This window comes from Fulvivirga sp. AWR4_260 (assembly GCF_056158185.1).
Genome location: NZ_JBSWSU010000015.1, coordinates 435,063 through 461,167, shown reverse-complemented (window position 1 = coordinate 461,167; position 26,105 = coordinate 435,063). Strand labels below are relative to the sequence as shown.

At 36.5% G+C, this 26,105-nt stretch carries 21 protein-coding genes; 14 read left to right on the top strand and 7 right to left on the bottom strand.

What is annotated here, in order from left to right:
- Positions 1–59 precede the first annotated feature (59 nt).
- From ACXACQ_RS08480 to ACXACQ_RS08470, 3 genes are all read left to right on the top strand, one after another.
- Positions 60–662: an FMN-dependent NADH-azoreductase gene (locus tag ACXACQ_RS08480; protein WP_474975501.1), complete on the top strand. Its 603-nt coding sequence runs from the start codon at positions 60–62 to the stop codon at positions 660–662.
- Between the two features lie 107 nt (positions 663–769).
- Positions 770–1,678 carry a helix-turn-helix domain-containing protein gene (locus ACXACQ_RS08475; protein ID WP_474975500.1) on the top strand — a complete coding sequence of 303 codons (909 nt, stop codon included), beginning with the start codon at positions 770–772 and terminating at the stop codon, positions 1,676–1,678.
- Between the two features lie 81 nt (positions 1,679–1,759).
- Entirely contained in the window at positions 1,760–2,596 is an 837-nt protein-coding gene (locus ACXACQ_RS08470; protein WP_474975499.1) for an SDR family NAD(P)-dependent oxidoreductase, read from the top strand.
- 22 nt (positions 2,597–2,618) lie between these two features.
- Here the strand turns inward: ACXACQ_RS08470 and ACXACQ_RS08465 are convergent, their stop codons facing one another.
- Entirely contained in the window at positions 2,619–3,629 is a 1,011-nt protein-coding gene (locus tag ACXACQ_RS08465) for a 2-hydroxyacid dehydrogenase (protein ID WP_474975498.1), read from the bottom strand.
- 200 nt (positions 3,630–3,829) lie between these two features.
- On the opposite strand from ACXACQ_RS08465, the gene ACXACQ_RS08460 reads away from it, so the two are divergent.
- Together ACXACQ_RS08460 and ACXACQ_RS08455 are read left to right on the top strand one after the other, a co-directional pair.
- Positions 3,830–4,231, top strand: a complete 402-nt coding sequence (locus ACXACQ_RS08460) for a DUF983 domain-containing protein (protein WP_474975497.1) — start codon at positions 3,830–3,832, stop codon at positions 4,229–4,231.
- A gap of 54 nt (positions 4,232–4,285) precedes the next feature.
- A complete protein-coding gene (locus tag ACXACQ_RS08455) occupies positions 4,286–5,155 on the top strand; it encodes an AraC family transcriptional regulator (protein WP_474975496.1) in 870 nt (289 codons plus the stop codon).
- Positions 5,156–5,176: 21 nt separating this feature from the next.
- Here the strand turns inward: ACXACQ_RS08455 and ACXACQ_RS08450 are convergent, their stop codons facing one another.
- The 3 genes from ACXACQ_RS08450 to ACXACQ_RS08440 form a co-directional block, all read right to left on the bottom strand.
- Positions 5,177–6,118: an NADP-dependent oxidoreductase gene (locus tag ACXACQ_RS08450; protein ID WP_474975495.1), complete on the bottom strand. Its 942-nt coding sequence runs from the start codon at positions 6,116–6,118 to the stop codon at positions 5,177–5,179.
- Between the two features lie 11 nt (positions 6,119–6,129).
- The gene (locus tag ACXACQ_RS08445) at positions 6,130–6,423 is read right to left on the bottom strand and encodes a putative quinol monooxygenase (protein WP_474975494.1); all 294 of its coding nucleotides are present in this window, start codon (positions 6,421–6,423) and stop codon (positions 6,130–6,132) included.
- A gap of 119 nt (positions 6,424–6,542) precedes the next feature.
- The gene (locus ACXACQ_RS08440; RefSeq protein WP_474975493.1) at positions 6,543–7,268 is read right to left on the bottom strand and encodes a VanW family protein; all 726 of its coding nucleotides are present in this window, start codon (positions 7,266–7,268) and stop codon (positions 6,543–6,545) included.
- A gap of 600 nt (positions 7,269–7,868) precedes the next feature.
- Here ACXACQ_RS08440 and ACXACQ_RS08435 point away from each other — a divergent pair.
- From ACXACQ_RS08435 to ACXACQ_RS08395, 9 genes are all read left to right on the top strand, one after another.
- Positions 7,869–9,926 carry an eCIS core domain-containing protein gene (locus tag ACXACQ_RS08435; protein ID WP_474975492.1) on the top strand — a complete coding sequence of 686 codons (2,058 nt, stop codon included), beginning with the start codon at positions 7,869–7,871 and terminating at the stop codon, positions 9,924–9,926.
- 73 nt (positions 9,927–9,999) lie between these two features.
- Positions 10,000–11,448: a leucine-rich repeat domain-containing protein gene (locus tag ACXACQ_RS08430; RefSeq protein ID WP_474975491.1), complete on the top strand. Its 1,449-nt coding sequence runs from the start codon at positions 10,000–10,002 to the stop codon at positions 11,446–11,448.
- Positions 11,449–11,574: 126 nt separating this feature from the next.
- A complete protein-coding gene (locus ACXACQ_RS08425) occupies positions 11,575–13,011 on the top strand; it encodes an ATP-binding protein (RefSeq protein WP_474975490.1) in 1,437 nt (478 codons plus the stop codon).
- A 3-nt stretch (positions 13,012–13,014) separates the two neighbouring features.
- A complete protein-coding gene (locus ACXACQ_RS08420; RefSeq protein ID WP_474975489.1) occupies positions 13,015–14,790 on the top strand; it encodes a hypothetical protein in 1,776 nt (591 codons plus the stop codon).
- Positions 14,780–15,337 carry a hypothetical protein gene (locus tag ACXACQ_RS08415; protein WP_474975488.1) on the top strand — a complete coding sequence of 186 codons (558 nt, stop codon included), beginning with the start codon at positions 14,780–14,782 and terminating at the stop codon, positions 15,335–15,337. Before ACXACQ_RS08420 ends, ACXACQ_RS08415 begins: the two co-directional genes overlap by 11 nt.
- Before the next feature lie 5 nt (positions 15,338–15,342).
- Positions 15,343–15,891, top strand: coding sequence for a hypothetical protein (locus ACXACQ_RS08410; RefSeq protein ID WP_474975487.1), 549 nt, complete (start codon positions 15,343–15,345; stop codon positions 15,889–15,891).
- A gap of 5 nt (positions 15,892–15,896) precedes the next feature.
- Positions 15,897–16,445 (top strand): hypothetical protein, encoded by a 549-nt coding sequence (locus tag ACXACQ_RS08405; RefSeq protein ID WP_474975486.1) that lies wholly within the window; start codon positions 15,897–15,899, stop codon positions 16,443–16,445.
- Between the two features lie 813 nt (positions 16,446–17,258).
- The gene (locus ACXACQ_RS08400) at positions 17,259–18,275 is read left to right on the top strand and encodes an FISUMP domain-containing protein (RefSeq protein ID WP_474975485.1); all 1,017 of its coding nucleotides are present in this window, start codon (positions 17,259–17,261) and stop codon (positions 18,273–18,275) included.
- A gap of 2 nt (positions 18,276–18,277) precedes the next feature.
- The gene (locus tag ACXACQ_RS08395; RefSeq protein ID WP_474975484.1) at positions 18,278–22,546 is read left to right on the top strand and encodes a T9SS type A sorting domain-containing protein; all 4,269 of its coding nucleotides are present in this window, start codon (positions 18,278–18,280) and stop codon (positions 22,544–22,546) included.
- A gap of 63 nt (positions 22,547–22,609) precedes the next feature.
- Here the strand turns inward: ACXACQ_RS08395 and ACXACQ_RS08390 are convergent, their stop codons facing one another.
- The 3 genes from ACXACQ_RS08390 to ACXACQ_RS08380 are packed head-to-tail and all read right to left on the bottom strand — an operon-like array spanning position 22,610 to position 26,105.
- A complete protein-coding gene (locus tag ACXACQ_RS08390; RefSeq protein ID WP_474975483.1) occupies positions 22,610–23,212 on the bottom strand; it encodes an HD domain-containing protein in 603 nt (200 codons plus the stop codon).
- 8 nt (positions 23,213–23,220) lie between these two features.
- Positions 23,221–25,137, bottom strand: coding sequence for a uracil phosphoribosyltransferase (upp, locus tag ACXACQ_RS08385; RefSeq protein ID WP_474975482.1), 1,917 nt, complete (start codon positions 25,135–25,137; stop codon positions 23,221–23,223).
- Between the two features lie 11 nt (positions 25,138–25,148).
- A complete protein-coding gene (locus ACXACQ_RS08380; RefSeq protein ID WP_474975481.1) occupies positions 25,149–26,105 on the bottom strand; it encodes a pseudouridine-5'-phosphate glycosidase in 957 nt (318 codons plus the stop codon).

Genomic DNA, 26,105 nt, shown 5'->3' with positions numbered 1-26,105 from the left:
CAACGCTGAAAAAATAGTAAAATTTCATATCTTTGTTTAAACATTAAATATTTAGTGACATGACAAAGATCTTAAGAATTGTATCAAGTCCCAGAGGAGAAGAAGCTTACAGTACTCAATTAGGAAATGCGATAGTAGAAAAATTACAAGCAAAATTTCCTGACAGCACAGTAACTGTAAATAACCTTGCTTCTACACCTTACCCACACCTTGATGGTCATATTTTAGGTGCATTTTTTACTCCTGAAGACTCACGTTCTGAAGAGCAAAAAGTTGCTGCTGGCCGCTCTGATGAGGCAATAGCTCAGGTAATGGATGCTGACTATATCGTTATCGATGCTCCTTTATATAATTTTGGAATACCTTCTGGCTTAAAATCATGGATTGACCATATTTCGAGAGCTGGTATCACATTTAGATATACCGAAAATGGCCCTGAAGGCCTTATTAAAGATAAGACTATATATATAGCTTTAGCCTCTGGAGGAATATACTCAGAAGGCCCTAGTCAGCAGTTTGACTTTGTAGCTCCTTATCTTCAATCAGTATTCGGATTTTTAGGCGTACAAGACATTACTGTATACCGTGTAGAAGGTACTGCAGTACCTGAGCTTCAACCACAAGCTTTAGGAAAAGCAGTAGAAAGCATTGCTATAGCTTAATGCAAGTATTTGATATATAAAAAGTTAATAGAGCACCTTATGTAGTGCTCTATTTCTACTCCCCAAAGCTTCCAACTTCTTTGTTTGATTTGCGTATCTAATATATAATGAATAAGACGCAAAGCTTAGAAGATTTTTATAAACACAAATTAAAATGGATGCCATCTAACCTTAAAAAAGGTTTAGGTCATTTCAATGCATTCAGAATGGAAGAGTTTGCAGGAAACTGTGCACAGCACACCCCCTACAGCCGTAAAGATTATTATAAAATAAGCTTAATTAGAGGCAGGGCCAAGTTTTATTATGCAGATCAGACGGTAGATGTTAAAGAAAATGCATTACTCTTTGCCAATCCTCAAATACCCTACAGTTGGAAACATGTAAACAAAACGTTAGAAGGCTGTTTCTGCATATTTACCGAAACATTTTTTAATCAGTTTGGTCATTTAAAAGACTACCCGCTATTTAAACCGGGTACCACACCTATATTCCAGCTTACCAATGAAGAGGCTGAAAAATTCCAACTTACTTTTGATAAAATCTTTTCAGAGCTAGAATCAGATTATGAATTTAAGTACGATGCACTAAGAAATCTGGTGTATGAAATAACTCATGCCGCATTAAAATTACAGCCAGCACAGAGCACTAACCATAAGAATAACAACGCTGCGGTCAGGGTCAGTTCGTTTTTCACAGAATTACTAGAACGACAATTCCCTATAGAAACCGCAGCTCAGCAAGTAAAACTCAAATCACCAGTAGAATTTGCCGACCAACTCTCAATACATGTAAATCATTTAAACCGATCGCTTAAGGAAGTTACCGGAAAAACAACTTCAACATTGATAGCAGAACGTTTTATTCAGGAATCTAAAATATTACTGGCGCATACTGACTGGAACATTGCTGAAATATCTACGTGCATGGGGTTTACAGAACCACCACATTTCATCAACTTTTTCAAAAAGCACTTAGGCATAACGCCAAAATCCTTTCGAGACTCCATAATTGTTTGATTTGCGCAATCATCGGTTTGATCTGAACATCAGCCCTTAACCGATATTGCTCCTACTTTGCACTCATAAAACACGAATGCTATGAGTAAAATTAAAACATGGTTCATTACAGGAACCTCAAAAGGATTAGGTTTAAGTCTGGTAAAAACTTTATTAGACCAAGGAGAGAACGTAGCGGCTACCACACGTAACATCGAGGCTTTAAAAAGCAACTTAAGCAATACCGACACAAATAATTTATTGCCTTTAGAAGTTGACCTTACTGATGACATATCAATATCAAACGGCATTGACAAATGCATAGATCGTTTTAAAGGTATTGATGTATTAATTAACAATGCTGGCTATGGCATAGGCGGCAGCGTAGAAGAAGTAAATACAGATGAAATCATGAAAAGCTTTGAAATCAACTTCTTTGCGGCACTGAAAGTTATTAAAAACGCTGTACCCCATTTGCGCCAACAGCGCTCAGGACATATCATTAACATATCTTCCATTGCAGGATTTGCCCCTGGAATAGGCTGGCCACTATATGCGGCATCAAAATACGCATTATCAGGCCTTAGTGAAGGACTAGCTCTAGATCTCAAAGAATTTGGCATTAATGTAACTGCTGTGGACCCGGGTGCCTTCCGTACTGAATTTCTTACTCAAAACTCATTGGTAATGTCTGCAACTATTATTGAAGACTACAAGGCAGTAAGGGATTCTCACCAGAAATACCAAAACATGAATGGTGTACAAGCCGGAGATCCTGAAAAAGCGGCAGAAGCATTAATAAAACTTGCCAATCATCCATCACCCCCATCGCTATTATTTTTGGGAGAGGATGCATTTAACAGGGCTAACGATAAAATCGAAAGTATTAAAACCAACATGCAGGCATGGGAAAGTTGGTCCAAATCAACCAATTTTTAATACCGCCAAATACAATTTCAGGTTATTTATTAACCTGAAATTGCTCTACTTTCACTTCATTTTCAGAAGCATTCCCACTCCCGAAACTAATAATATTATTGATAGTGGTTTTGGCTATTTGCTGCAAGGCTTCCTGCGTTAAAAACCCCTGATGAGCCGTAATTAATACGTTAGGAAAAGATATCAACCTTGCAATCAAATCATCTTTTATGATGCTTTCAGACAAATCTTGAAAAAACAATTTTTCTTCTTGTTCATAAACATCTATTCCCAAGTACCCTAACCTACCCGACTTAAGCGCTTCAATGGCATCTTTAGTATCTATCAACCCTCCCCTACTGGTATTGATAACCATAGCACCTTGCTTCATTTTATCAAAACTCACCTTATTCAGTATATGCTCAGTTTCTGGCACTAAAGGACAGTGGAGAGATATAATATCAGAATTTCTCAAAAGCTCCTCAAAAGCCACATAGTTGATACCCTCACTTTTAAGTGCTTCATTAGGAAAGGCATCATATGCAATAATATTACATCCTATCCCTTTCATTATTTTCGCGAAAAGAACACCTATTTTACCCGTACCAATAACGCCAACAGTTTTACCAAATAGATCAAAGCCCCTCAAACGCTCTAAGGAGAAATTACCTTCTCTTACTCTATTGTATGCTTTATGTGTTTTTCTATTAAGCGTTAATATCAACGCCAATGCATGTTCGGCCACCGCCTGTGGAGAATATGCTGGCACCCTAAACACCTTCAGACCTAAATTAGCTGCAGTATCCAAATCCACATTATTAAACCCGGCACACCTTAGCACAATAAATTTAACATTATTGTCCGCGAGTTTCTTTAGGGTATCGCTCCCTAGTTTATCATTAACAAACACACAAACACCATCATAACCAATGGATAAATTGGCAGTATCAGGGTTCAACTGAATATCAAAATACTTTATAGCAATCTCCTCTGGCCTAAACTGTTCAAAAAATTCCTTATCGTATGATTTAGTACTAAAAAACGCTACATTCATAATAAAGCTATCTGGTTTTCGACATGAAGTTACAGGTAAAAAATAATTTTAAAAACCCATTTTAATTATATACTCAGCATAAAATAACAGAATGTAAGAAAGCTTTTTCACCAGTAAATATTACCACATTAACCATGAAAAACACCCAGACAATAGCTTGATGAACTTTTAATTTTGCTGCATACTTAAATCGATAGAAGATGAAAGAACCAAGTGCATTAAATGCTGTAGCACACGGAAAGTGCCCTAGATGTAGAACAGGAAAAATGTTTAAGTACTCAGCATACAACTTAAGGAAATTTTCAGAAATGCATGAGGACTGTCCTCATTGCCAATTGCATTTTGAAAGAGAGCCCGGCTTCTTTTTTGGTGCTATGTATATTAGCTATGCATTTTCTGTAGCCATATTTACTACCGTGGGAGTAGCTCTTAGCGTATTGGGAGATTTTCCTCTTAGCACCTACATTACTCTTACCATTTCATCAGTAATTATATTATTACCGGTTCTTTTTCGCTATAGTAGAATATTATTTCTTCATCTCTTTGGAGGAGTAAGCTATAAAAAAGAATCCTTCACTACGGCAAATACATCATCAGTTTAATAAATTCTTAATTCATACTTCATAAAGGCATTAAAATTTTATTTTTATGCCTTTATGAAGAAATACATCCCCATTTTAGATAGCTGCACTTTATCAGATGAAAATAAGAGTGATATATTAATCGATCACTTTGCCCCATATCTACAGAAAAACAAAAATCTGATTTTCCCTCACAGGCACAGTTTCTATCATTTAGTAATTTTCACAAAGGGTTCTGGTCATCACACGATTGATTTTAAAAAATTTGACATTATTCCTGGCCAAATTTATTTTATGACACCTGGACAGGTACATACTTGGAATTTCTCTGCTGATGTAGATGGTTATGTTATTAACTTCAATAAATCATTTTACGAATCATTTCTGTTAAAAACTGACCAAATAGATAACTTCAGTTTTTTCAGTGGCATTGCTGAAGATGGCGTATTAAAACTCCCATCAGCTACGCTGCAAGAGGTCACATCCATGTCAGAGAAGCTCTTTGAACAAGTAAACAATACCAAAACAGTATATTGGGATCTATGTAGGACTCTACTACTCCACATTTTCATGATTATAGAGCAGGTGAACATGAAAGAGACTCCTGCAAAATCACCCAATTACAATTACACCATTCTTAAAAACTTTCAACAATTAATAGAAAAGAACTTCACCCAACTAAAGCTACCTAAAGAGTATGCTGAACTATTATACATAACTCCAAATCATCTTAATGCGGTATGCAAAGAACATTTGGGAATACCGGCAGGGGAAGTGATTAGAAATAGAATTATCTTAGAAGCAAAACGCTTGTTAGTGATTAACCATCTAAGTGTTTCGGAAATAGCCTACACGTTAAATTTTAATGACAACTCTTATTTTAGCAAATTTTTCAAAAAACATGAAGGCGTAACCCCTGAGGAGTTTAGAAAAAAAAGAGAGTGATGCCACTCTCTTTTAATGATATTATAAAGTTATAACGATTTTACCTACAGTTCTGCCACTGGCAATTTGGTTATGAGCCTCAGCCATTTGATCAAAACTATATTTTTTAGATACATGCATTTTGATTTTGTCAGCTTCTAATAAATCAGCGATAGCTTTCATATCTTCACCATCAGACTGCACCAACACAAAATAGGCTTCTATATTCCGTGCTTCCGCTTCTCCCAAAACAGCATCACTTACCCCCGAAGGAATACTGATCACCATCCCTCCATCTTTAGTTACACTTACAGATTTAGCAATATTATCATTTCCTAAAGTATCTAGCACAAAATCAGCATTGCTTACTATCTCTTCAAAATTTTGAGATGTATAATCAATGTGCTCATCAGCCCCCATACTAAGAACAAAATCTCTATTCTTAGCAGAAGAAGTGCCTATAACATAAGCCCCTAAATGCTTGGCCAGTTGTACAGCAAAATGCCCAACTCCTCCTGATGCCGCATGCACCAGCACTTTATCTCCTTCTTTAATTTTACCATGATCAACCATTACTTGCCAAGCCGTAAGGCCTACCAGTGTGGATGCTGCTGCATCTTCATGAGAAATATTAGATGGTTTAAGTGCTAGCTGATCAGCCGGAGCAGCCACATATTCTGCATATGCCTTACCATGACCAGGAAAATTAACCATTCCGAAAACTTCATCTCCCTCTTTAAAACCAGAGACATTACCTTTCACTTCTTTAATTATACCAGAAACATCCCACCCCAAAATAAGTGGAGTTTCTTCTTTTATTCGCCCATAAATACCTTTGCCTTCTCTACTTTTGACATCTACAGGGTTTATACTTATGGCTTTCACCGCTATTAAAACCTCTCCATCATTAAGTTGAGGTACAGCTACATCTACCTGTTTTAATACTTCTGAACCACCCGGCTCTTCTACAATATATGCTTTCATTCTTAATTGCTTTAAACATCCAATTTGGTAGAAACAAAAATGTCTACCTCCTTAGCTAATAAATCTTTAGATGACTCTATAAACTTATTAAAATGCGATTGTTGAGAATGACTATCTAGGGCGCCCTTATTTTCCCAAATTTCATTCATATAATAAGTGCTAGAGTCTGTTGCGCTTTGATGCAGATCGTATTGAATACAACCATGATCATCACGACTTGCATTAACTAATTTTTCAATAGCAGCCAGAAATTCTTGCCTCTTTTCTGACTTAACTTTCATTCTTGCAAAAACGTAAACAGACATATCTTTTCTTAATTGATCACAAAACTATACCTAAACAAGCAGCTAATACTTGTACATTTTAATACAAAACCTGTAAATAGCTGATAACCTTAATATACATTTAAAGCATCAGTATTCTATTACATTTTTATAATGGATTCGGTATTTTTATAAACAGAGATATTAACAATCTTACCGCGTTTATTGCGCCCCGAAACCTGAGTTTTCTCAGATATTTCTTGTTTTTCGAAGTGAATCATTTGACGCTCTATGGGTGAGGTGGATAAAAGGTTAACGGTAATTTTGAGGTCAGTAACGTCAAATTTAAATTTTAAAGGAAAGCCATAAGTATTTCTAAATCTCAAATCTTTGAAACCATAGGCCACCACTGCCTCTTCCCCCTGCAAAAATGGGAGCCAAGGATCAGAGTCAAACCCTTTACTAAAATGATGATGACGCTCTATAATTTCAAGCCCCGTTTCTAACGCTATATAATGTAGCAAACTAGACAAGTAAGATAATCCTGCAAAATAAGTCCCTTCAGGCTTTTGATTTGCTTCATCTGGCAGTTTCAAGTACCCATGCTTTAACGTAGGCCTACCCAAAATATGCCATAAAGAAAAAACCTCATCTTCCTCAATGACTACCTTTTCTATTAAATTAACAGCGGTCTTTATATTAGAGGTATATGCATAAGCTGAAGGAATAGTAGGTATTGGCTTACTTAAAGAAAATACTTCTTGAAACTGATAATCGTCAACACATGCTTTAGCCAAACTATCATTAATGCCCAAAAAACGATCATACCAGCTTCTAACTATAAGCTTTATCGTTAAGCGCAAACCTTCTGGAATAATCCTAATCATTAATAATTGACTCTTTTAAGAAATATAAAAATAAATCTTACATTATAATCAACCTAATTGATTTATAAAAAGTTAATGGAAGCTCAAAAAAGTACGATTAAAGCGTTGAGGAAAGTAAGAACACTAAATCGCAGGATGTGATGAAGACGGATTATTTCGCTCTCAGGAGGTGCTGTCCCTATATCGCCTCTTCCCTTAGGGTAACCCAAAAGCATTAAAAAATGCTAATTAATATCTTCGTTCCGCTAAAAATACTTCATCACATCCGAACGACTAGTATAAGCGTTCATGAAAAAGAAAATATGCTGTAAAGGATAATACGAATACCTTGCCAATACCGGCTCTACAACTTACATGGCAAAGCAGAAAAACAGTTAAAAAACTAAAAATTAAACACTTAAACATTTATCAACATAATTTCTGCTTAAAAAAACGCCATACCAAGGCTTAATTTTTGTCCCATAAATGGAATTTAATCCAAAATCTGAAATTACTTACATGTAAAACACTAATAATTCAAATAGATTTGTTTAGTTTTTTATAAAAAAAATAATATGTTTACTGTCGATTCAGAAATACAACCCTTGAACATTATCTTAAATGGAAAAATCGGCCTCAACGGACATGGATAATAGCGTTTTTGCAAGCAATGAAAAAATCAAAAAACACAACCCTCAAGAATTTAGTCAAACTGATATAAAGGCTACTGGGAGTGAAAACTATACTATGCAGCAAAAAAAAGCTGCACAACAAAGTCCATTTTCCAAACCGGCCCCAGCTCAACTAATGCGAGATCCTGAAGAGGAGAACGAGGAGACAACTCAAAAAAAGGCTGGCAATGTTTCACAGAGCCACGGAACTTCTTCTGCTACTACGGCATTGCCATCATCTTTCATTAACCGCTCAAAAGAAGTCTTAGGCGAAGACATGTCTAGCGTAAAAGTTCACCCTGAATCAAAAGAAGCCCCCCAGATGGGCGCACTGGCATTCGCTAGAGGAAATGACATTCATTTTGCCCCAGGAAAATATGCCCCCGAAACTAATGAAGGTCAGCAATTAATAGGACATGAACTAACCCATGTAGCTCAGCAGAAAAAAGGCCAAGTAAGTCCAACCACCCAGATGAAAGGACAGGCTGTAAATGATGACTCTTCTTTAGAAAAAGAAGCTGATCAAAAAGGAGCCGAAATAGCTAATGGACAAACAAGCAACACTCCGGGAGTATCTGCTGCTGCCTCTGGAGTTCCGCAAAAAAAAGAAGATGAAGTAGACCAAACTTCTTTAACAGCAGAACAATCTCAGAAAGTAAAACAAAAAGCCGAAAGCGCAGCTGATGGAGCCGCAAATCCTATCCAAGCACTACTTAGCACCATGCTCAACATGATGTCTACCTACTTAGGCTCTTCAAAAGGCTCTAAACTTACAGGAAACCTTGGGATCGAGGTACCCATTTCCGTAGGTAGATTAAAGTTTGGATTTGAAGTGGAGCAGGAAAGAAAAGATGACAAAACACAAATAGCCAATCAACTGAAAGGTATGGCTGGCATAGCCGTAAAAATACCTCATTTAGGAGAGGGAAGTGCCGAGTTCGCCATGTTTTTAGGTGCAGAAAGCAGTGACTTCCAAACATCAGCACAGCTATTATCTTACGGATTCTATAAATCTGGCCGGGTAGCAGCAGATTTATTAAATAACTGGAAAGCTGCAGCACAAGGAGGTTTACCATCTTCGCTGGCAATATATTATGGACTTAACTATATCTATGCAGATAATAATGAAAGCATTTTAGCGCAGGCAAAAGATGATGTAGGCGCTGAAGACAACGTAGCAGAAATGGAACGTGAGCTATTTGGAATTAACACCGATGGCACCTATGAAGACGGTAATAATAATGAAGCGTCTTATGGCGCAGCTGCAAAGCTCGGAATTAATGTTGCCGATGACACATTTACAGGTGAACTAGAAGGCAGCTTGGCCACCAAACTTACTCAGCAATCCCTAAGAGACTCCGGCATTATGGGAGCACAGAGAAATCCCGGATTTTTTGAAGACTACGAAGTAGGTGGACAAAGAGAGTTTGCATTAAAACTAGCCAGTGCGTTTAATGTAGGCTCCTTTAGTGGCAGCAAAGAAATGATAGCAACGTTTGATAAAACCAAAAAAAGAAGCAGCTGGAGAAGCGATGAAAACAGCGGATGGAAATTCCAAAAACTTGAATTTAGCATTGCCTACGCCCTTGAAAATATTACCAGTTTAGATTTTACAGAAAGGGAAATTCTACAACAACTTATTCAAGCAGGAGTATCAGCTTACAATGCTCACAGAGCTCTGACACGAAAAAAAGATCCTGATGCACGACCTCTTTCGTTAAACTCTCATGAGGCCACAGATAGTATTTGCAAACAGGCAAAATCAGCTTTAACTCAGACTACAGGTGCCATGCTATTAGACGGTTTAGAAGCAACGGGTAACATGGGCGGCATGCTCGAAACCACTGATAAAATACAGGGTAAATTAAAAATAACTGCCGAAGGGGACAAGAAACCTGAGCTCCTATTCCAGATAGGCCGTGCTACCGAAATAGCAGTAGATGCTGAGCTTTTCAAAGGACAGATTGTAGATTTCACTCCTTTGGTTAACTTCACATTTAATCAATAATTTTTTGTACATGTGCATAAGAAACTATCCATTATTTTTCTTTTTTATTTTATTTTCAAGCTGCAGCAAACAAATGACTACCAACACTTCAGAACAAACTACTATAGAATATGCAGGAGGAGCTTATCTAAGATCAATAGTTAAAGAACCTGAGACCGTATACGATTTATATATAGATGATTTCCCATATCAAGTATTACCTAATCAGTTTGAACTAGCGAAAAATCTCAAACTTTTAAGAATAGAAGATTCTTATAATCTTGACTGGAGAAATGCAGAAGAAATTTTTAATCGCCTTGAAAGCTTAACTTACTTAGGTTTTATTTCCAATAATTTCACAGCTCTACCCTTTGATCCTGAAAAGCTCAATAAGCTAGAAACTTTAAGGCTTCAAAGTACTCCAAATGTGAACATTGAAGAAGTTATTGATAAGGCGTCAAAATTACCTCATCTTAAACTTCTCAGGTTATACGATGTACCATATTCAGAACTACCTCCTTCTACTACTAAACTAATCGAGCTAGAAGAAATTCAAATTGGACTATCTCAAAACCTGAATTTCGAACAACATTTTGAAATACTTAAACAGCTGCCTTCATTAAAAACATTAACGATACTAGCTATTGACGATGACATTACTGCTGATTTCTCTCAATTGGATATTGAAAATATTCATATCATAAGATGCCCTAATCTTGATTATGAGCGTATTTTCTCACAACTTAAAAAACTAAAAGAAGTAGAAATCTCAGCAGACAAGAATTTAAAAGAATTACCCACAAGCCTTTTAAAACACAAAGAAATCACTTCTCTGATCCTTAACGAAAATCGCAATATTAATTTTGACGCACTAAACAATAGCATTGCAGCTTTTAAATCATTAGAAAAAATTAGCCTAGATCGTTCTGACCCCTCCTTGCTAGACAAGCCAGAAAAAGCTAAACACTTACCATTAAGCTTAAAAGAGTTGAAATCTTTGCGCGCCATTGATTTGTCTTATCAACAATACCTCGAACTACCTGAAATAATAGAAATACTTAATGCTTTAAATATTCAATCGTTATCGCTCAATTTAATTTCCTCTTTTGAAACAGGTGATCAATTTTACAAACTACCATCTGATTTTCAAGACATTAAATCCCTAAATCACCTATCAATAAATAATAGTGGTACAGAAACTTTTGACAACCTGAGTTACTTACCGGACAACATCGTTAGTTTAAGTAAAGCCGAAAGTGGCATGGAAACCATTCCTGAATTAATTCTTAATCACAGCAAATTAAAATCACTAGACTTGAGTGATAATGACATTTTAGAAGTACAAGAGAGCATAAAGAACCTTAAAAACCTCGAGCATCTTAACTTAAGCAAAAACAAGCTCACCACATTACCTGAAGCAATCAAAGAGCTACATCACCTCAAGTTTCTTCAGCTAGAGAAAAACCCTCTCTGTGAAGATGAAAGCGAGATAGAAAGAATTAAAGCTCTACTTCCAAATACAACAATATCATTCTACGAATAAATGAAAGCCACCTGGGAGGTGGCTTTTTTTTATTGTTATTGTACATATGCAGAAATTAAAGACACTTTAATTACTAATTAAAATATCTATAATTATATTTACGCGTCATTTTTTAATTTTTTTATTATGATTCAGAGGGAAGATAAATCGAATTCTAAGACACTTACAAACACCAATATAGAAAGCATTACTATCGATGAAAAGATAGTAATATCAGAATACTCACCTCTGGAATCCATTCACTGGCTTACCACCCTCATCCAACAACGTGAGGAAGAACTCGATAGAGACTTATCCGCATCGCAGTTGGAGATTGAGTGTGTCACAAAGGATGCGTCCTCACCTATCAGCCAAATATTAGAAGATGCAGGAAATGCATATATCAACTTACCCCTTCTCGCGCTTGCTCTTGCCTCTAAAGCTTATGAAAATAAGTTAACTCCTCTTACTCACCTAATGAATGATTACCCTGAAGTAGGCGGAGTGTATGATAGTAAGTTTAAAGAGTTTCTACCTACCATAAAGACGGTTGCGTTTTTAATAGCTGGTAATAGCGATACAAATATTGGTTTGGTATATGAACAGCTAAAAGCCAGCAGACTTATTCAGGAGCAAATAATTAATCTGCATTACTCTGCTGACAACAATAATTTTAAAAATGCTATCATCAGCCTCAATGACAATTATTTTAGTTATATCACTACGGGCAAACAGCCGAGACTAGGCATTACCCCTGATTTTCCTGCACAGCAACTCATCACCTCTCGCACATTCGATGAAATTATCTTAAGGGACAGCACCAAAGAGCAATTAGAGGATTTAATGCTTTATGCGCAATATGTTAAAGCGCTACAAAAAGATAGAGATGCACAAAGACTTATTAAACCAGGGTTTATTGGACTATTCTACGGCCCTCCAGGAACAGGTAAATCGTTAACTGCTTCAGTAATTGGCAATGAACTGAATATTGATGTCTACCGAATAGATTTGAGTCGATTAGTATCTAAGTATATCGGTGAAACAGAAAAAAACCTAGAAAAGGTATTTCAGCGTTTTGATGGTAAAAATTGCATTCTATTTTTTGATGAAGCCGACTCACTTTTTGGGAAAAGAAGTGAAGTGAAGGATGCTAAAGACAGGTATGCAAATCAGGAAATATCATACTTACTACAAAGGGTGGAGGTTTTTAGTGGTATTGTAATATTGGCTACTAACCTTAAAGATAATATGGATGATGCCTTTAAACGAAGGGTCTTGTCTTGGACACACTTCCCACGCCCCGATGCGGAAGAAAGGTTAAAACTATGGAAGGCTCACTTACCTAATGGTTTTAATTTTGAAAGTGACGAGACCATTAACATGCTTGCCGAAAAATATGAATTAACAGGTGCTTACATCGCTAATGTAATGAAACTGTCTTGTGTGCGGGCGCTTGGAAATCAGTCTAAAGTATTGACCAAAAATATTATTGAGCCTTACATTCTGGATATATACAAAAGAGAAGGTATCAATAAAAATATGGCAAGAACAAGTATGCAACGAAACCCTTACCTTAAAAAGTAGCCGATGGATAAATTATTTGCATATGGTACCCCCGAAGAAGAACAAGAAACAAAAAGCAATAATGATTCTTCTCAATTGAAAGGAAGTCCTGATCAGGAAGAAAAGGAAGATTTTGGTAAAGGGTCAATTGTAAAGCATAAATTTGATTACGCGATTAAGAAAGTGCCTGTTCGAGGTATTGGAACACTGAATATTGGAATGGCATATGTGCCTAAGAAAAAAGCTAAAGCGAAAAGCCAAAAAGCAAAATTCACACCTAATATAGGCATGCTAGAAGCCAATTACCTAGCACAACAAGCACAAGGTGCACTAGCAAAACCTACGCTGTCTAATATTGAGTTAATTCCTGGTCTTACAATAAATATTAGCCTTAATTTATTGCAGATTGATGAAGATGGTGAGGTAGATTTTCTTTCTGCTACATTCAGCTCTAATGTAATCGAGCTCAGTAAAGAAGGATTAAAACTGCTAGGTATTACTGAGTTTGAGGGGCTCACCAAGAGGTTGCCAAGCGGATGTAACTTGAGTTTATACGTAAGCTTGACTATTGATTTAACCAGAGGTGATGCAGCCCAACTAAAGGCTTTTCAAAGAAAGATGGCCGAGGCTAGAAAAATTGAAAAAGCAGCACTAAAAACCCAACAGAAGGTTAATACATTAGTTACAAAAAAAACTAAAGAGTTTGCCAAATTTGCAGATGATTCTGCAAGAAAATTAGGCTTACAAAATGCAAATGAGCTTAGTGCTAGGCAATGGGAAAAGTTAGAAAAACAATTTAATAAGACAAATAAGGCTCTTCGAGAAAGACTGGTAGCCTTGAAAAAAGTAGGCAGAAGGCAGGCAAAACAACTCAAAGCCTTACAATCTCAAGGCAGACAGCTAGAAAAAAAAATAGTCAATCCGTTTTTCAAGAAACTGGCTAATCAAACCCTTAAAAGAATAGGGAAATTACTAGGTAAGTTACTGAGCTTCTTGAATTATGTGGAATTTGTTTTCATGGGAATAGAGATTTTAGTGCTTTTATGGAGGGGAGCAAAAATAACTGTTAATGATGGACGATCACTTGATGATATTGGTTTGAATGAGTTATCAGAAATGCTCGCAGATACATTATTAAAAGAGGTCACGGATAAAAACCATCGTCCAGAGCCAAAAGAAGGTGATCCTACCTCTACTGATTGGCGAGATGATGGTAATGGGGCTGAAAAAGAAGCAAAAGAAACAGAGCAAATGCTTAAAGAAACCTACGAAAGATTTGCCCAGCAATATCAAGAATTAATTGAGCAAGGTTATATATTGCACGAATCAATAAAAAGCAGCAACCCTAGCATAGAAAGTGAAGATGAAAAAGGAGGCAAAGAAGAAAAAGAAGAAGAGCATCCTAAAGAGGTAAGTGGCAATATAAAAGGAAAAGATAACACTGCGAAGGATGAGTTTACAGTAGTTCAAGGAGCTGGAGAAATAGAAACCAATGAAGTAAAGATTATTGAGACTCTTTGGGGAAAATCATTTGATGGACCCAAGCGAGCTATTTCGAATAAGAAGATAATAATAACAAAAGGAGATTTGGTTGATGGTGCGAATGTGGAATTCAATTTGGAATTAAGCACCTACTACAATAGTGCATTATGTAAATTCGAATTAACACGCATTGAGGCAACAGTCATTAAATCTAATAATCAAACTTTATTAAAAGTGAACAGATCCATGACATACCTATTAGAGAATGGAGGTAGATTATGTATAGAAGCAGGAAAACGATATGAATATGAAAATTAAACGATTACTCAGCTTGTGTTTTTGTATAATATTACTTTCGATCAATAATACCGCTTTTTCTCAAGAGGAGTTCAAGAATTTTGATCAATATGAAATACAAGTTATTTGTGATAGCATCTCATTTGAAAAAAAAATGGAAAATTATGTAAGGAATGTCAGCATCAAGGCTATGAGTGGCGGAAAGGAGATGTTGTGCATTGATATGCAAAACTACGAAACAAGTGATAGCTCTACTTTACCTGTATTAGGTATTCTGGATACTTACTCCTACCAAACCAATCAACATAAATCATACGTTTGGGGACCATACCATGGCTTGTTTTATATAGGTCTTGTACATTTTTTAGATCCTCGGACTAATATTAAACAATCCTATGCGAACTATCCCGATGAAAGTGTGATATCGTATATAGATTATAGGGTAAATCCTTATAAGGAAACTAAATATATCCAATCTGAATTAAGGCTAGACCTAAGTGTGGTAAAAACATTTCCAGCATATTTTAAAAAGCTGTATGAAGAGAAATATGGAAAACTGGAAGAGTGATTGACATGAAGATACACATCCTTTTTGTCTCGGCATTGCTGGCATTTGTAAATAATACCGCTTTTTCTCAAGAGGAGTTCAAGAATTTTGATCAATATGAAATACAAGTTATTTGTGATAGTATTTCATTTGATAAAAAAATGGAAGATTATGTAAGGAATGTCAGTATTAAGGCTATGAGTGGCGGGAAGGAAATGTTGTGCATTGATATGCAAAATTATGCCACAAGTGATAGCTCTAATTTACCTGTATTAGGTATGCTGGACATTTATTCCTACCAAACCAATCAGCATAAATCATACATTTGGGGACCATACCATGGCTTGTATTATATAGGTCTTGTACTCTACTTGGATTCGCGAATGAATATTGTACAAGATTATGCCAACTATCCGGATGAAAGTGTAACTATTTATCACGATTTTAGAGTTACTCCTTATAAGGAAACAAAGTACATTCAGTCTGAATTAAGACTAGACTTAAGCGTGGTAAAAACATTTCCAGCATATTTTAAAAAGTTGTATGAAGAGAAGTATGGGAAACTGGAAGAGTGATTGACATGAAGCTGCACATCCTTTTTATCTCGGTATTGCTAGTATTTGCAAATAACACCGCTTTTGCTCAAGAGGAGTTCAAGAATTTTGATCAATATGAAATACAAGTTATTTGTGATAGTATTTCATTTGATGAAAAAATGGAAAATTATGTAAGGAATGTCAGTATTAAGGCTATGAGTGGCGGGAAGGAAATGTTGTGCATTGATATGCAAAACTACGAAACAAGTGATAGCTCTACTCTACCTGTATTAGGCGTACTTGATACTTATTCCTACCGAACTAATCAACACAAATCTTATATTTGGCTGCCTTACCAAGGGTTATATTATATAGGATATGCACTTTATTTAGATCCTAGGACGAATATTAAACAATCCTACGCCAACTACCCTGATGAAAGTGTGATATCTTATATAGATTATAGGATAAATCCTTATGAGGAAACCAAGTACATCCAGTCCGAATTAAGGCTAGACTTAAGCGTGGTAAAAACATTTCCAGCATATTTTAAAAAGCTGTACGAAGAGAAGTATGGAAAGGTGGAAGAATAGCAAATAGAAGCATGCAACCTTCATTTGATTACAGGAATAACAGATAAACCCAAGCATCATATCTTTGGCAACTCACCCTTTATACTTCTAAGAAACCCAAATTAACCACAGAACTCTATTCCTCTGAAAGTCGGAAATTAAGGATGGTAGTGATAATGAAACGCGCTACAAAAAATCAATTACTGGATTTACGCTTTAAAGAATAGAAACCAAGAGTCATGCACACTAGAAACGAAAGAAATCAGATACATATATCAGTGCTATACTCATCATTGAAAACATCCTTTTACTCAGAATTTTATCACAGAATAGCCTTCCGTTACTCATCGAGCAGCAATGCACTTTAACGAAATAAAGCACATCAGTACAAAATAATTAGTTAAATTATATATCACTTTATTTATAAAACAACAACTAAAACAAGATCAATCATATTACACTGTAAATCAGGCATTTAATTTTAATTATTGATGTTGTTTTTATCAAAAGAAAGAAATTCCCCCAGTTTTCTTAAAATAAGCAGTTACCTAACTTTATTTTGAAATATTTATAATATAAAATTTTTAAGCTCTTGAGTTTTAATAATAGGATTTTTTAAGTATTTAAATAAACAAACTTGATTTTAGTCGAAAAAATTACAAAATTGCATTAAATCATACATATTGATTAAATAGTAACCAACGCCTTATACATTTGAAACCAACTAAATCATTAAAAACATAGTCTATTAAATAGAAAAGCGCTAATAGAAACGCTATCTTCGAATATATTAGACTATATGTTTTAGAAAATCTTAACTATTTATTCAATACAATGAAAAATTCAAAACCAACCATGTTCAAAACAATGAAAAGTAAAATGCCACTTTTTGCTATGGCCCTGGCTACTATGAGCTGGATGAGCTGTGGTGATGATGACGATAACGGCACCGACTGCAGCGGCACAACCATAAGCTTTGAAACAGCCGTAACTGACTGCTCTACTATAACTGTAGCTAGCCCTTCTGGTGGCAGCGGAAATTATATGTATCAATTAGACGGTGGTGATTTCCAAAGTGCTGCAGCCTTTTCTGGTGTAGCAGAAGGAAACCACACCGTAACGGTAAAAGATGGAAACAACTGTACTTCAGAAAAGAGCATAACACTTGGCGGATTATCAGTAACGGCTACAGGTGCTGCGTTTGAAGTAATGGCGACAGCAGAAGGTGGAATGGCCCCTTATAGCTACAGTGTAGATGGAGGAACTACATACACTGAAGATGCTTCAATAGAAGTAACAGAAGCAACAGATGTTACTGTAATGGTAAAAGATGCTAACGGATGTACAGCTACTTCTACTATAGTAAAAGCAGCAGATTTACAACAAGTAACTGTAGAAGGAGAAAGCTACAAAGTAGTAAAAATAGGAAGCCAAATTTGGTTTGGTGAAAACTTCAACCTAGATACTAATACAAATGACTCTACATCTTCTTGGTGTTATAATGGTGAGTCAACTAACTGTGATACTTATGGAAAGTTATATACCTCATATGTAGCACAACAAATTGCCCCTGAAGGTTGGGCATTACCATCTAAAGCTGATTTCGAAACTTTAATATTAAATTTAGGTAATGATAAAGCAACTTCCCTTTTAAATGGTGATTTTAAAGCGCAACTATCAGGCAAGAGATTAACAAACGGTGGATTCGAAGGAAAGGATAGTTACGGAGGACTTTGGGCTTCTTCTAAAACAGAATCTTTTCCTGACTACCTATATTACACAAACTCGCAAGTAAAAACGAATAGCGACATACCGAATGTAGGATTAAGCATTAGATTTATAAAGTTGTAAATATGAAAAAATCAAGAGTACTACTATTTGTATTATCACTGCTATCGATAAATGTATATAGCCAAATTTCAGTGAGTTTAAGTTTTGATGGCACACTTCAGTTTTCTCCAGGAGACACTATTTTAATCTCGCCAAAACATAACATTGCAACTATTACATTTACATCCACTCCATCTGATTACAGTGGTAGTGCTCTTGATTTAATTGAATCTGTAACAGCTAATAATGGGGAAACATTTCAAGCCAATTATATAGTGCCGGAAAATAAGTTAGAAATAGCTTTTGATCAAAACTACCTTTCTGAAAATTTCAATTATTCCATAACGTTAAAAGAAGCAACAGATTCGGACGGTAATAAATCCGGTCCCTTTACTTTCAACTTCACCACAGGTGCCCTCCCCACGCTAATCACAAGTGATTTCCCTTCCACTTATTGTGCTAGTGATGGACAAATCGATTTGCCTGAGATAACCATCAACGAAGGTTTTAAGGCAAACTTTACAGGAGGATCTCAAGGCGATCACCAAAATATAAAACTTACTTTACCAAATGGCTTTTCTTGGATTAACGGAGATATTACTAATACCGTTGATACAGGTGCACCAGATGACGTAGACATAGAAGGAGAAGCATATATTGAGGTGGTAGATGGTAACCAAGCGCTAAATTTTGGTTTTTCAAACGATATACCTACAACATATAAAAGTGTAGATGAGTTACTCATAACTAATGTAAAAATTCAAATTAATGAAGATTTCACACCTCCAAGCACGTCTACTACATATGACATTATCATATCTGAAATAGATAATTCATTCGCTGGAATTTCTTACTCAGCAGGAGATACTTTTGCACAATTCACAATTAATGGCAGGGAGCAGATTAATGTTATATCCCCTAACCTCACCAATGGCAATGAGTTTTCCTATTGCCCATCGTCTACATATACATACTTTACAGTTTCTGGAGGCACCCCTCCTTATGCAGTATACAATTCAGATGATGATACTGAAATTAACATTTCACAATCTCCATTCCCTGAAGAATTTGCCATCCGTAATTCAGAATTAAGTAATAACCAAAGTATTTATATCACATCATCGGGTAAAAGTTCTCAGAATATCTGCCCAGGAATTCTAGAATTAAAAGCAAAAACAATAGACAAAATAGAAGTAGAAGATTACAATATTAAAGTGGGCGATGAAGTGGTTGAGTATGCCCAAAGCATCTCTCTCTCTAATGCAATTGAGGATGACATCGAACTTACTTTAACCGAAGACATATCAGGGTATTTTAGCACGGGTTCCTATGTAAAAAAAGTAGGAAATAAATATTACATTGATATGTCTAACATCCACAATCAAAACACTTCACCATCCTTTTCTGTCAGATATTATCCTGATAACTATCCTTACTGTGCCGAATCAAATTATATAATCATAAACGTTTATAACGCTAATGGAGCGGATCAAATCATTAGCCCAGACCTAGATTTAAAAACTGGAGCAATATGCAGCAATTTAGATGAGGATGTAAGAATTTATTGGACTGGAACTAACTTAGACGGAGTAACCCTTCAAGGAATAACATCGTCCATTGCAAATGCACTTGTTAAAGAAGACGGCACTGATTATTATTTAATTAAACACAATATAATTGAAAACACCAGCAGCAAGGAATTAAAGCTGACCATTTCATATAAAACTACAGGAGAAGATAAAGTCAAAACAATAACCCAAACACTTGCTATCGTACCTCCAAAATTAGCTGCCATTACAATTGCCTCTGGAGGTACTTTAAGCGATAGTTATTGTGAAGGAGAAGCAATTACGCTAGTAGGTAGTCCTGAAGGTGAAAAGTTTTTTAAGGTAATTGTCACTAATGATACTACCGCTCAAGAAACCGTTTTGGATGAAAATAAGAATATGTATTTTTATACGGCACCTACCGATGTAGAAGAACAGCAAAAAGCAAACTATTTCCCACCAACAGCTAATGCCTATAATATTACATTAAATTACAAAAGTGATGACGGCTGTTTTACTGAAGTTACAGAAAATATAAATGTATACTCAACACCTGATTCTATTGGTGCATTGGTATTTAAAAACTGCCTAGCCCCAACAGCAGAAATAAATATCATAGACACATTAACAGTTGAAACTGACTCATCAATAATTGACTATAATGATCTTTTCTGGTACAGCAGCTCTGACATTCTATTAGACTCAGGTTGGTCATATAACGCTCAGATAAGCAACAAGGTAACTTCAGAAACTAATTTAAAAACGAAAATTAGAAGTGATACTACAGGCTGTTTTAGTAACAGTTCAGATGTTAAAGTGTACGTTGGAGATAACCCAAAAGCAAACTTTTCATTTGATCAAATATGTAGTTTTGATGAGACTATGACATTTACCGATATATCAACCGCCAACACTAATGAGATTGACAAATTAGTTAAATGGCATTGGTATTTCAATGAAGATACTTTAACATCAAATACACCTGATACTATATACAACTTTCCCGCCAGTGGCATCTACAATGTAACCGTAAAACCTGAATCCGCAATTGGATGTACTGATTCTATCACTAAGAAAATTCCAATTTTCCAAGCATCCTCCACCATTTCAGAAAACGGAGTCACTATATATAAAGAAAGTTTTAACGATAGTACTAGCGGATGGATATCTACCACAGAAACGGACAATAACAATGGTGATGCTGATGCCAACAACTTTACTCCTCAAAATAGCAGTTGGGAGATTTCCAATGTTTACGGTTCGAATGCCTGGGCAACCTCAGAAAACAATGGTTCATTTAATAATGACGAGAAAAGCTGGGTAGAAAGCCCCTGCTTTGATCTTTCTCTTTGGGATTACCCCCTACTAGAAATGAAAGTATGGTACAACACTCCGTCTCTAGAAGGCGCTGTCTTACAATACCAAGTTCAAAAAGAAAATGCGACTTGGCAGATATTAGGAGTGGAAGAACGAGGACTTAATTGGTACTCAGGCACTAGTATCTCAGCTAACCCTGGTGGCTCTATTAAAGGTTGGGCAGGATCTTCATTAGACTCTACAGGCTGGACAACTGCAGCGTTTGACCTTAGTGATGCAAAAACAGATGCAGGGGATACTTTACCTGTTAAGTTTAGAGTGGCTTTCGCTACATTAAATCAAGAACAAAGAGATACTGACGAAGTTCAAGGCTTTGCTTTTGATGATGTGATCATCAAAAACAAGAGCAGAAATGTACTTATTGAGCACTTTACCAATGTTACATTAGGTAATACCATCAATAAAGAACGTGAGGAAGTAGAAGAATTCACATCAACCCATAGCGGCATAGTTTATATACAATACCACACGCATGAAGGTAACGACCCATATTATTACAATGCCTATTTCCCTAAAGACATGGATAATGACCACCTAACAAGGCGTTATTTCTATGGTCTAGATGGCCCGGGCTACACCATTGTTAATGGAGAGCTATTAGATACCACTTCTTTTACTTCGGGCTGGGGAGCTAAGCAATATAGTCGCGAAGCATTAATGGCTACTCCATTTGATGTAGATATCAATTACTCAGAAGATGGAAATGGCAACATTGCAGTAAACGCTACCGCCACCAGAAACCTAAACCCTCATGGAGTTTTGGACAATTGGGAAGGTAACTTAACGATAATGCTCACCATAGCGGTTATACAAAAGAAAGTGCCTTATCAGGGAGATACACTGCGCAATGTATTTATAAAATATTTACCTGTAATGGGTGGCGCTTCTAAGGCAGGCACATGGAAAGCAGGTAGCAATGCTGAATTAACACTCAACTCTACATGGAAACCATTAAATAATGGCAATGCGGGAGATTACAGCCTTGTAGGCATAGTTCAGTATGTGCATGGCCCTGAGCTTAACCAGTTTGGATACCCTATAAAAGAAGCTCTTCAGGCACAAGAAGAGAACATCAACATCAACATAAAGCAAGCTGCAGTTACCGGATTAGATAGTGATTTATTAGAATCATTAATCATATATCCAAATCCTGCCAATGACAACATCAATATTGAAAGGATTAATAACAATATCAGCAAAAATGCTTATATAGAAATATACAGCTCTATAGGTAAATTCATGAATAAATATGAATTAACAGATAATGTTACGAACATCCCTCTAGGTGAATTTTCCTCAGGAATGTATATCATGAAAATATCGGATCAGGGAAAAACCTCTGTCCGCCAGTTCAATGTCATTAAATGATGAATAGTTATAGATAGAAAAAAGGTCTCATTACTGAGACCTTTTTTTTGTTTAACAACCACGTTATGCGAATAATCTATTCTTATTGGCTTCTTTTAGCTTGTCTTCAATATACTCCCATAGCAACGGAAATCCTTTTTCGATAGGCGGCCTTACCTTACTCAGCACCTTGTCGTAAGTAATACCATTCTCTTTCCAGCTCTGTCCGTTATTATTAATATTTAACAAAACAGGCATCACCCTATCTATAGCGTTAGCAAAAATTGCCTCTGGCGTTTCAGCCGCTTCAAACTCTTGCCACAAACCTACATAGTAACTTGAGGTCTCTTTATCCAGCAATGAACAAATTCTACGAACTGCCCTTAGCTCATCTTTTTTTCGCTGTCCCCAATCGCCATCCGCAAAAAACATAGTATCACCGGTATCAATCTCACCAATATCATGCACTAACAGCATCTCAATGGCTCTATGGATATCTACACCATCTCCCGCATATGAAGACAAAGTAAGAGCCAACAGGGCAATTTGCCAACTGTGCTCCGCAGAGTTTTCGTAGCGTTCAGGCACATGCAATGGCTTCACCTTTCGTGTTACGGCCTTCAATTTATCTACCTCTATAATAAACTTGATTGCCTTTTCAATTTTTGAATCTATAATAACATCCATATTCTATTTTATTTATCGGTTCCAAAATACCTATCCCCAAAATCTCCAATCCCTGGAATCATATAGGCGTTTTCATTGAGTCTTTCATCTATAGCTGAAGTCACTATCTTAACTTGAGGGTGCTTAACATGCACTGCAGCAACACCTTGCTCTACAGTTAAAAAGCTGATGAAAATAATATTTTTCTCTTTTACTCCCTGAGCGAGCAGCACCTCTATAGCCATATTGGCCGTGCCTCCGGTTGCAAGCATAGGATCAAGCAAAAGCACTTTTGACTCAGCTATATCAGAAGGTAATTTTTTATAATAAAGAGAAGGCAATTTAGTTTCGGTATCTCTTTGTATTAATATTTTACCTATCTTAATAGTATCATCTACTTGAAGGAGCACCTGCTCCATACTTTCTCCTGCTCTTACTACAGACACCCCACACACCTTTCCTTTCAGCTTCACTCCATGGTAAAACTCACCTACAGGAGTAGGCGCATCCGCTGCATCATATTCCAATAAATCGAGCCCTTTATTGAGCAACATCTTAATAATTCTATCAGCATTAAATCTAAAGTCAGCACGTGAAATATCTTTATTTCGCACTATAGTATGCAATGACTTCAATAAATTAGTCTGAGGCAATAAGTAAAGGTTATCATGGTTTATGCCCAATCTTTGATCATAATAAGCCTCTATTTCTTCCTCTAATACAGGATCTTCTTCAAAAGAAGGTGGAAGTGCTGGAGTTAGTGTAAATTGAGAGGCTGCAGTTCTAAATACAGACTGCCCGTCATTAATATGCCACATTCTTTTCAATACAAATACCAACTTAGGGTTATGCTCCTCCTCTTCTTCGTAGGCACGAGCTATCATAGTCTCCCATTCCATTGCCATTTCTTTGGAGTCTGCATTATCATGCAAACCTTTAAACCTAGCGTTTAATGCCTGCAATTTGGTACTTTTAGGAAATTCACCCCCTGAAAAAACCACACATAAAAGCCCTATCCAGTAACATTGAATAACCTTTTTCTGCGCTTCTTCAGGCAAGTACACTGCTATTTGCTCCATAGCATAAAGTGATGTAATCAAGTGCAGCCACACGAAGTCTCCAGGTTTAGCCAAGTAAAGAATGGAAGCCATATAATTTAGCTCACTCCATAACTCCTGCGGCTCAGTATTATCTAACCAAGCCGGACGTTGGTATATAAGCTCGTGCCCTTCGCCCAACATGCGAGCTATTCTATACTGCAAACCTGACCTCCTCAACTCAGGATGAATCAATCTTGCCTGCTCCGCATCTTCATTTTCTATCATCTCCAACACCCATTGTTTGAATTCTTTCTTTTTAGGGTCTATGTTTTGGGCAATAGAAATGAGTGAATCTACCGGGCGCTCTTCTGCATTAGCCGAGAGTGTGCTACTGGCCATTCTATCTGGATGACAAGACACATAACTAAATGCCATATACGCAATTCCTTCAACAATCATATACCGATTATTGACACTAAGTGCCCACCCGAAATGAATAGTGGCATGAGTAAAAGCTCCTACCCAGCCATTCACCAAAGTTGGTAAATAGGCTTCTACCATTCCTTTAATTCCCAACCTATCGGCTTCTGCATCAAAAAAGCTCATATAAGAACTAAAGCTGGTCCTTTTCCCTAGATATTCCTTCCAATTATCTTCTGTAATAGCATATTTGGAGCTTCTTCGAGGCTCTAAACCATAACCATAGGTAGTTTCATCAGCATGATTTTCGTAAAAGGCCTTTATTCTTTCAGGTTCCATCCCCAATCCTGCCAAGGCTATCACGGCATGCTTGGCATGATTAGTAAGGTGGCCGTTAAACTCAATATGATATTGGTCATCATTAAGCAATGTTGACACTATATCGTCTTTTTCAATTTTATTATCGTTGTTTATGGAGTAATTCATGGTTTGTAGTTTTAGGCAGGGTTAAGTGTTTTCAACGGTTGATCTTGAAGCTGAGAATAAGCCACAGCCAATTCACCAGCAAATCCGGCATTGCTTATCAACACCTCCTGATTGGCTATAGCAGTTCTCCCTTCTGTTTTTTGGTTTATGGCTTGCATCAAAAATTTTGTAATGGCTTGGCCTTTTACTTGCTCCTGTTCAGCACGCTGTATAGCTTCAGCCAATATACCATTGACCTCCGCCTCATCTATAGCAAACTTGTCTTCTATTGGCTTAGTTATTAATACAGATCCGTAATCAGTCAACTGCCAATGATAATTGAGTAGGCCAGCTAGCCCTTCCAAAGTATCTTCTCTATGAGGACTTTTTATATTACTGGACTTACAGTAAAAAGCAGGAAAATCATCGAATTGGTAAGAAACTATAGGCACACCATGTGTTTCTAGGTACTCCATAGTTAAGTTCAGATCCAAAATACTTTTAGAACCAGCACAAACCACAGCCATATTAGAACGGGTAAACTGTATAAGGTCAGCCGAAATATCCATAGACGTCTCCGCCCCTCTATGCACCCCGCCTATACCAGCAGAAGAGAAAAATTTTATACCTGCTAACTCTGCTAAAAGAACCGATGAAGCTACGGTAGTAGCCCCCAAACTTTTTGATGAAAGAATAGCAGCCACATCTCTGTTGCTTACCTTTGGAATATTGGCAGTAGTTGAAAATTTCTCTATCTGCATTTCATCCATACCTATAAGAATATTGCCCTTATCCAAACCTAGAGTTGCTGGAATAGCACCCGAAGCCCTTACAGCTTGCTCTACTCTATATGCCGTTTCTACGTTTTGAGGGTACTTAAAACCATGTGTAATCACATTAGACTCTAACGCCACAACAGGTCTCCCCTCATTCAGCGCATCATGCACCTCCTCAGAAAAGACAAATGGTAAATTATTTCTAGTCCTCAT

Bases quoted from the DNA above. Each gene is read 5' to 3' on its own strand.
- ACXACQ_RS08420 (WP_474975489.1), top strand. From the start codon at position 13,015: ATGGATAAATTATTTGCATATGGTACCCCCGAAGAAGAACAAGAAACA.
- ACXACQ_RS08390 (WP_474975483.1), bottom strand. From the start codon at position 23,212: ATGGATGTTATTATAGATTCAAAAATTGAAAAGGCAATCAAGTTTATT.
- ACXACQ_RS08395 (WP_474975484.1), top strand. From the start codon at position 18,278: ATGAAAAAATCAAGAGTACTACTATTTGTATTATCACTGCTATCGATA.
- ACXACQ_RS08460 (WP_474975497.1), top strand. From the start codon at position 3,830: ATGAAAGAACCAAGTGCATTAAATGCTGTAGCACACGGAAAGTGCCCT.
- ACXACQ_RS08405 (WP_474975486.1), top strand. From the start codon at position 15,897: ATGAAGCTGCACATCCTTTTTATCTCGGTATTGCTAGTATTTGCAAAT.
- ACXACQ_RS08470 (WP_474975499.1), top strand. From the start codon at position 1,760: ATGAGTAAAATTAAAACATGGTTCATTACAGGAACCTCAAAAGGATTA.
- upp (WP_474975482.1), bottom strand. From the start codon at position 25,137: ATGAATTACTCCATAAACAACGATAATAAAATTGAAAAAGACGATATA.
- ACXACQ_RS08465 (WP_474975498.1), bottom strand. From the start codon at position 3,629: ATGAATGTAGCGTTTTTTAGTACTAAATCATACGATAAGGAATTTTTT.
- ACXACQ_RS08425 (WP_474975490.1), top strand. From the start codon at position 11,575: ATGATTCAGAGGGAAGATAAATCGAATTCTAAGACACTTACAAACACC.
- ACXACQ_RS08400 (WP_474975485.1), top strand. From the start codon at position 17,259: ATGAAAAATTCAAAACCAACCATGTTCAAAACAATGAAAAGTAAAATG.
- ACXACQ_RS08435 (WP_474975492.1), top strand. From the start codon at position 7,869: ATGGAAAAATCGGCCTCAACGGACATGGATAATAGCGTTTTTGCAAGC.
- ACXACQ_RS08475 (WP_474975500.1), top strand. From the start codon at position 770: ATGAATAAGACGCAAAGCTTAGAAGATTTTTATAAACACAAATTAAAA.
- ACXACQ_RS08430 (WP_474975491.1), top strand. From the start codon at position 10,000: ATGACTACCAACACTTCAGAACAAACTACTATAGAATATGCAGGAGGA.
- ACXACQ_RS08480 (WP_474975501.1), top strand. From the start codon at position 60: ATGACAAAGATCTTAAGAATTGTATCAAGTCCCAGAGGAGAAGAAGCT.
- ACXACQ_RS08415 (WP_474975488.1), top strand. From the start codon at position 14,780: ATGAAAATTAAACGATTACTCAGCTTGTGTTTTTGTATAATATTACTT.
- ACXACQ_RS08410 (WP_474975487.1), top strand. From the start codon at position 15,343: ATGAAGATACACATCCTTTTTGTCTCGGCATTGCTGGCATTTGTAAAT.
- ACXACQ_RS08455 (WP_474975496.1), top strand. From the start codon at position 4,286: ATGAAGAAATACATCCCCATTTTAGATAGCTGCACTTTATCAGATGAA.
- ACXACQ_RS08380 (WP_474975481.1), bottom strand. From the start codon at position 26,105: ATGAGGACTAGAAATAATTTACCATTTGTCTTTTCTGAGGAGGTGCAT.
- ACXACQ_RS08440 (WP_474975493.1), bottom strand. From the start codon at position 7,268: ATGATTAGGATTATTCCAGAAGGTTTGCGCTTAACGATAAAGCTTATA.
- ACXACQ_RS08445 (WP_474975494.1), bottom strand. From the start codon at position 6,423: ATGTCTGTTTACGTTTTTGCAAGAATGAAAGTTAAGTCAGAAAAGAGG.
- ACXACQ_RS08450 (WP_474975495.1), bottom strand. From the start codon at position 6,118: ATGAAAGCATATATTGTAGAAGAGCCGGGTGGTTCAGAAGTATTAAAA.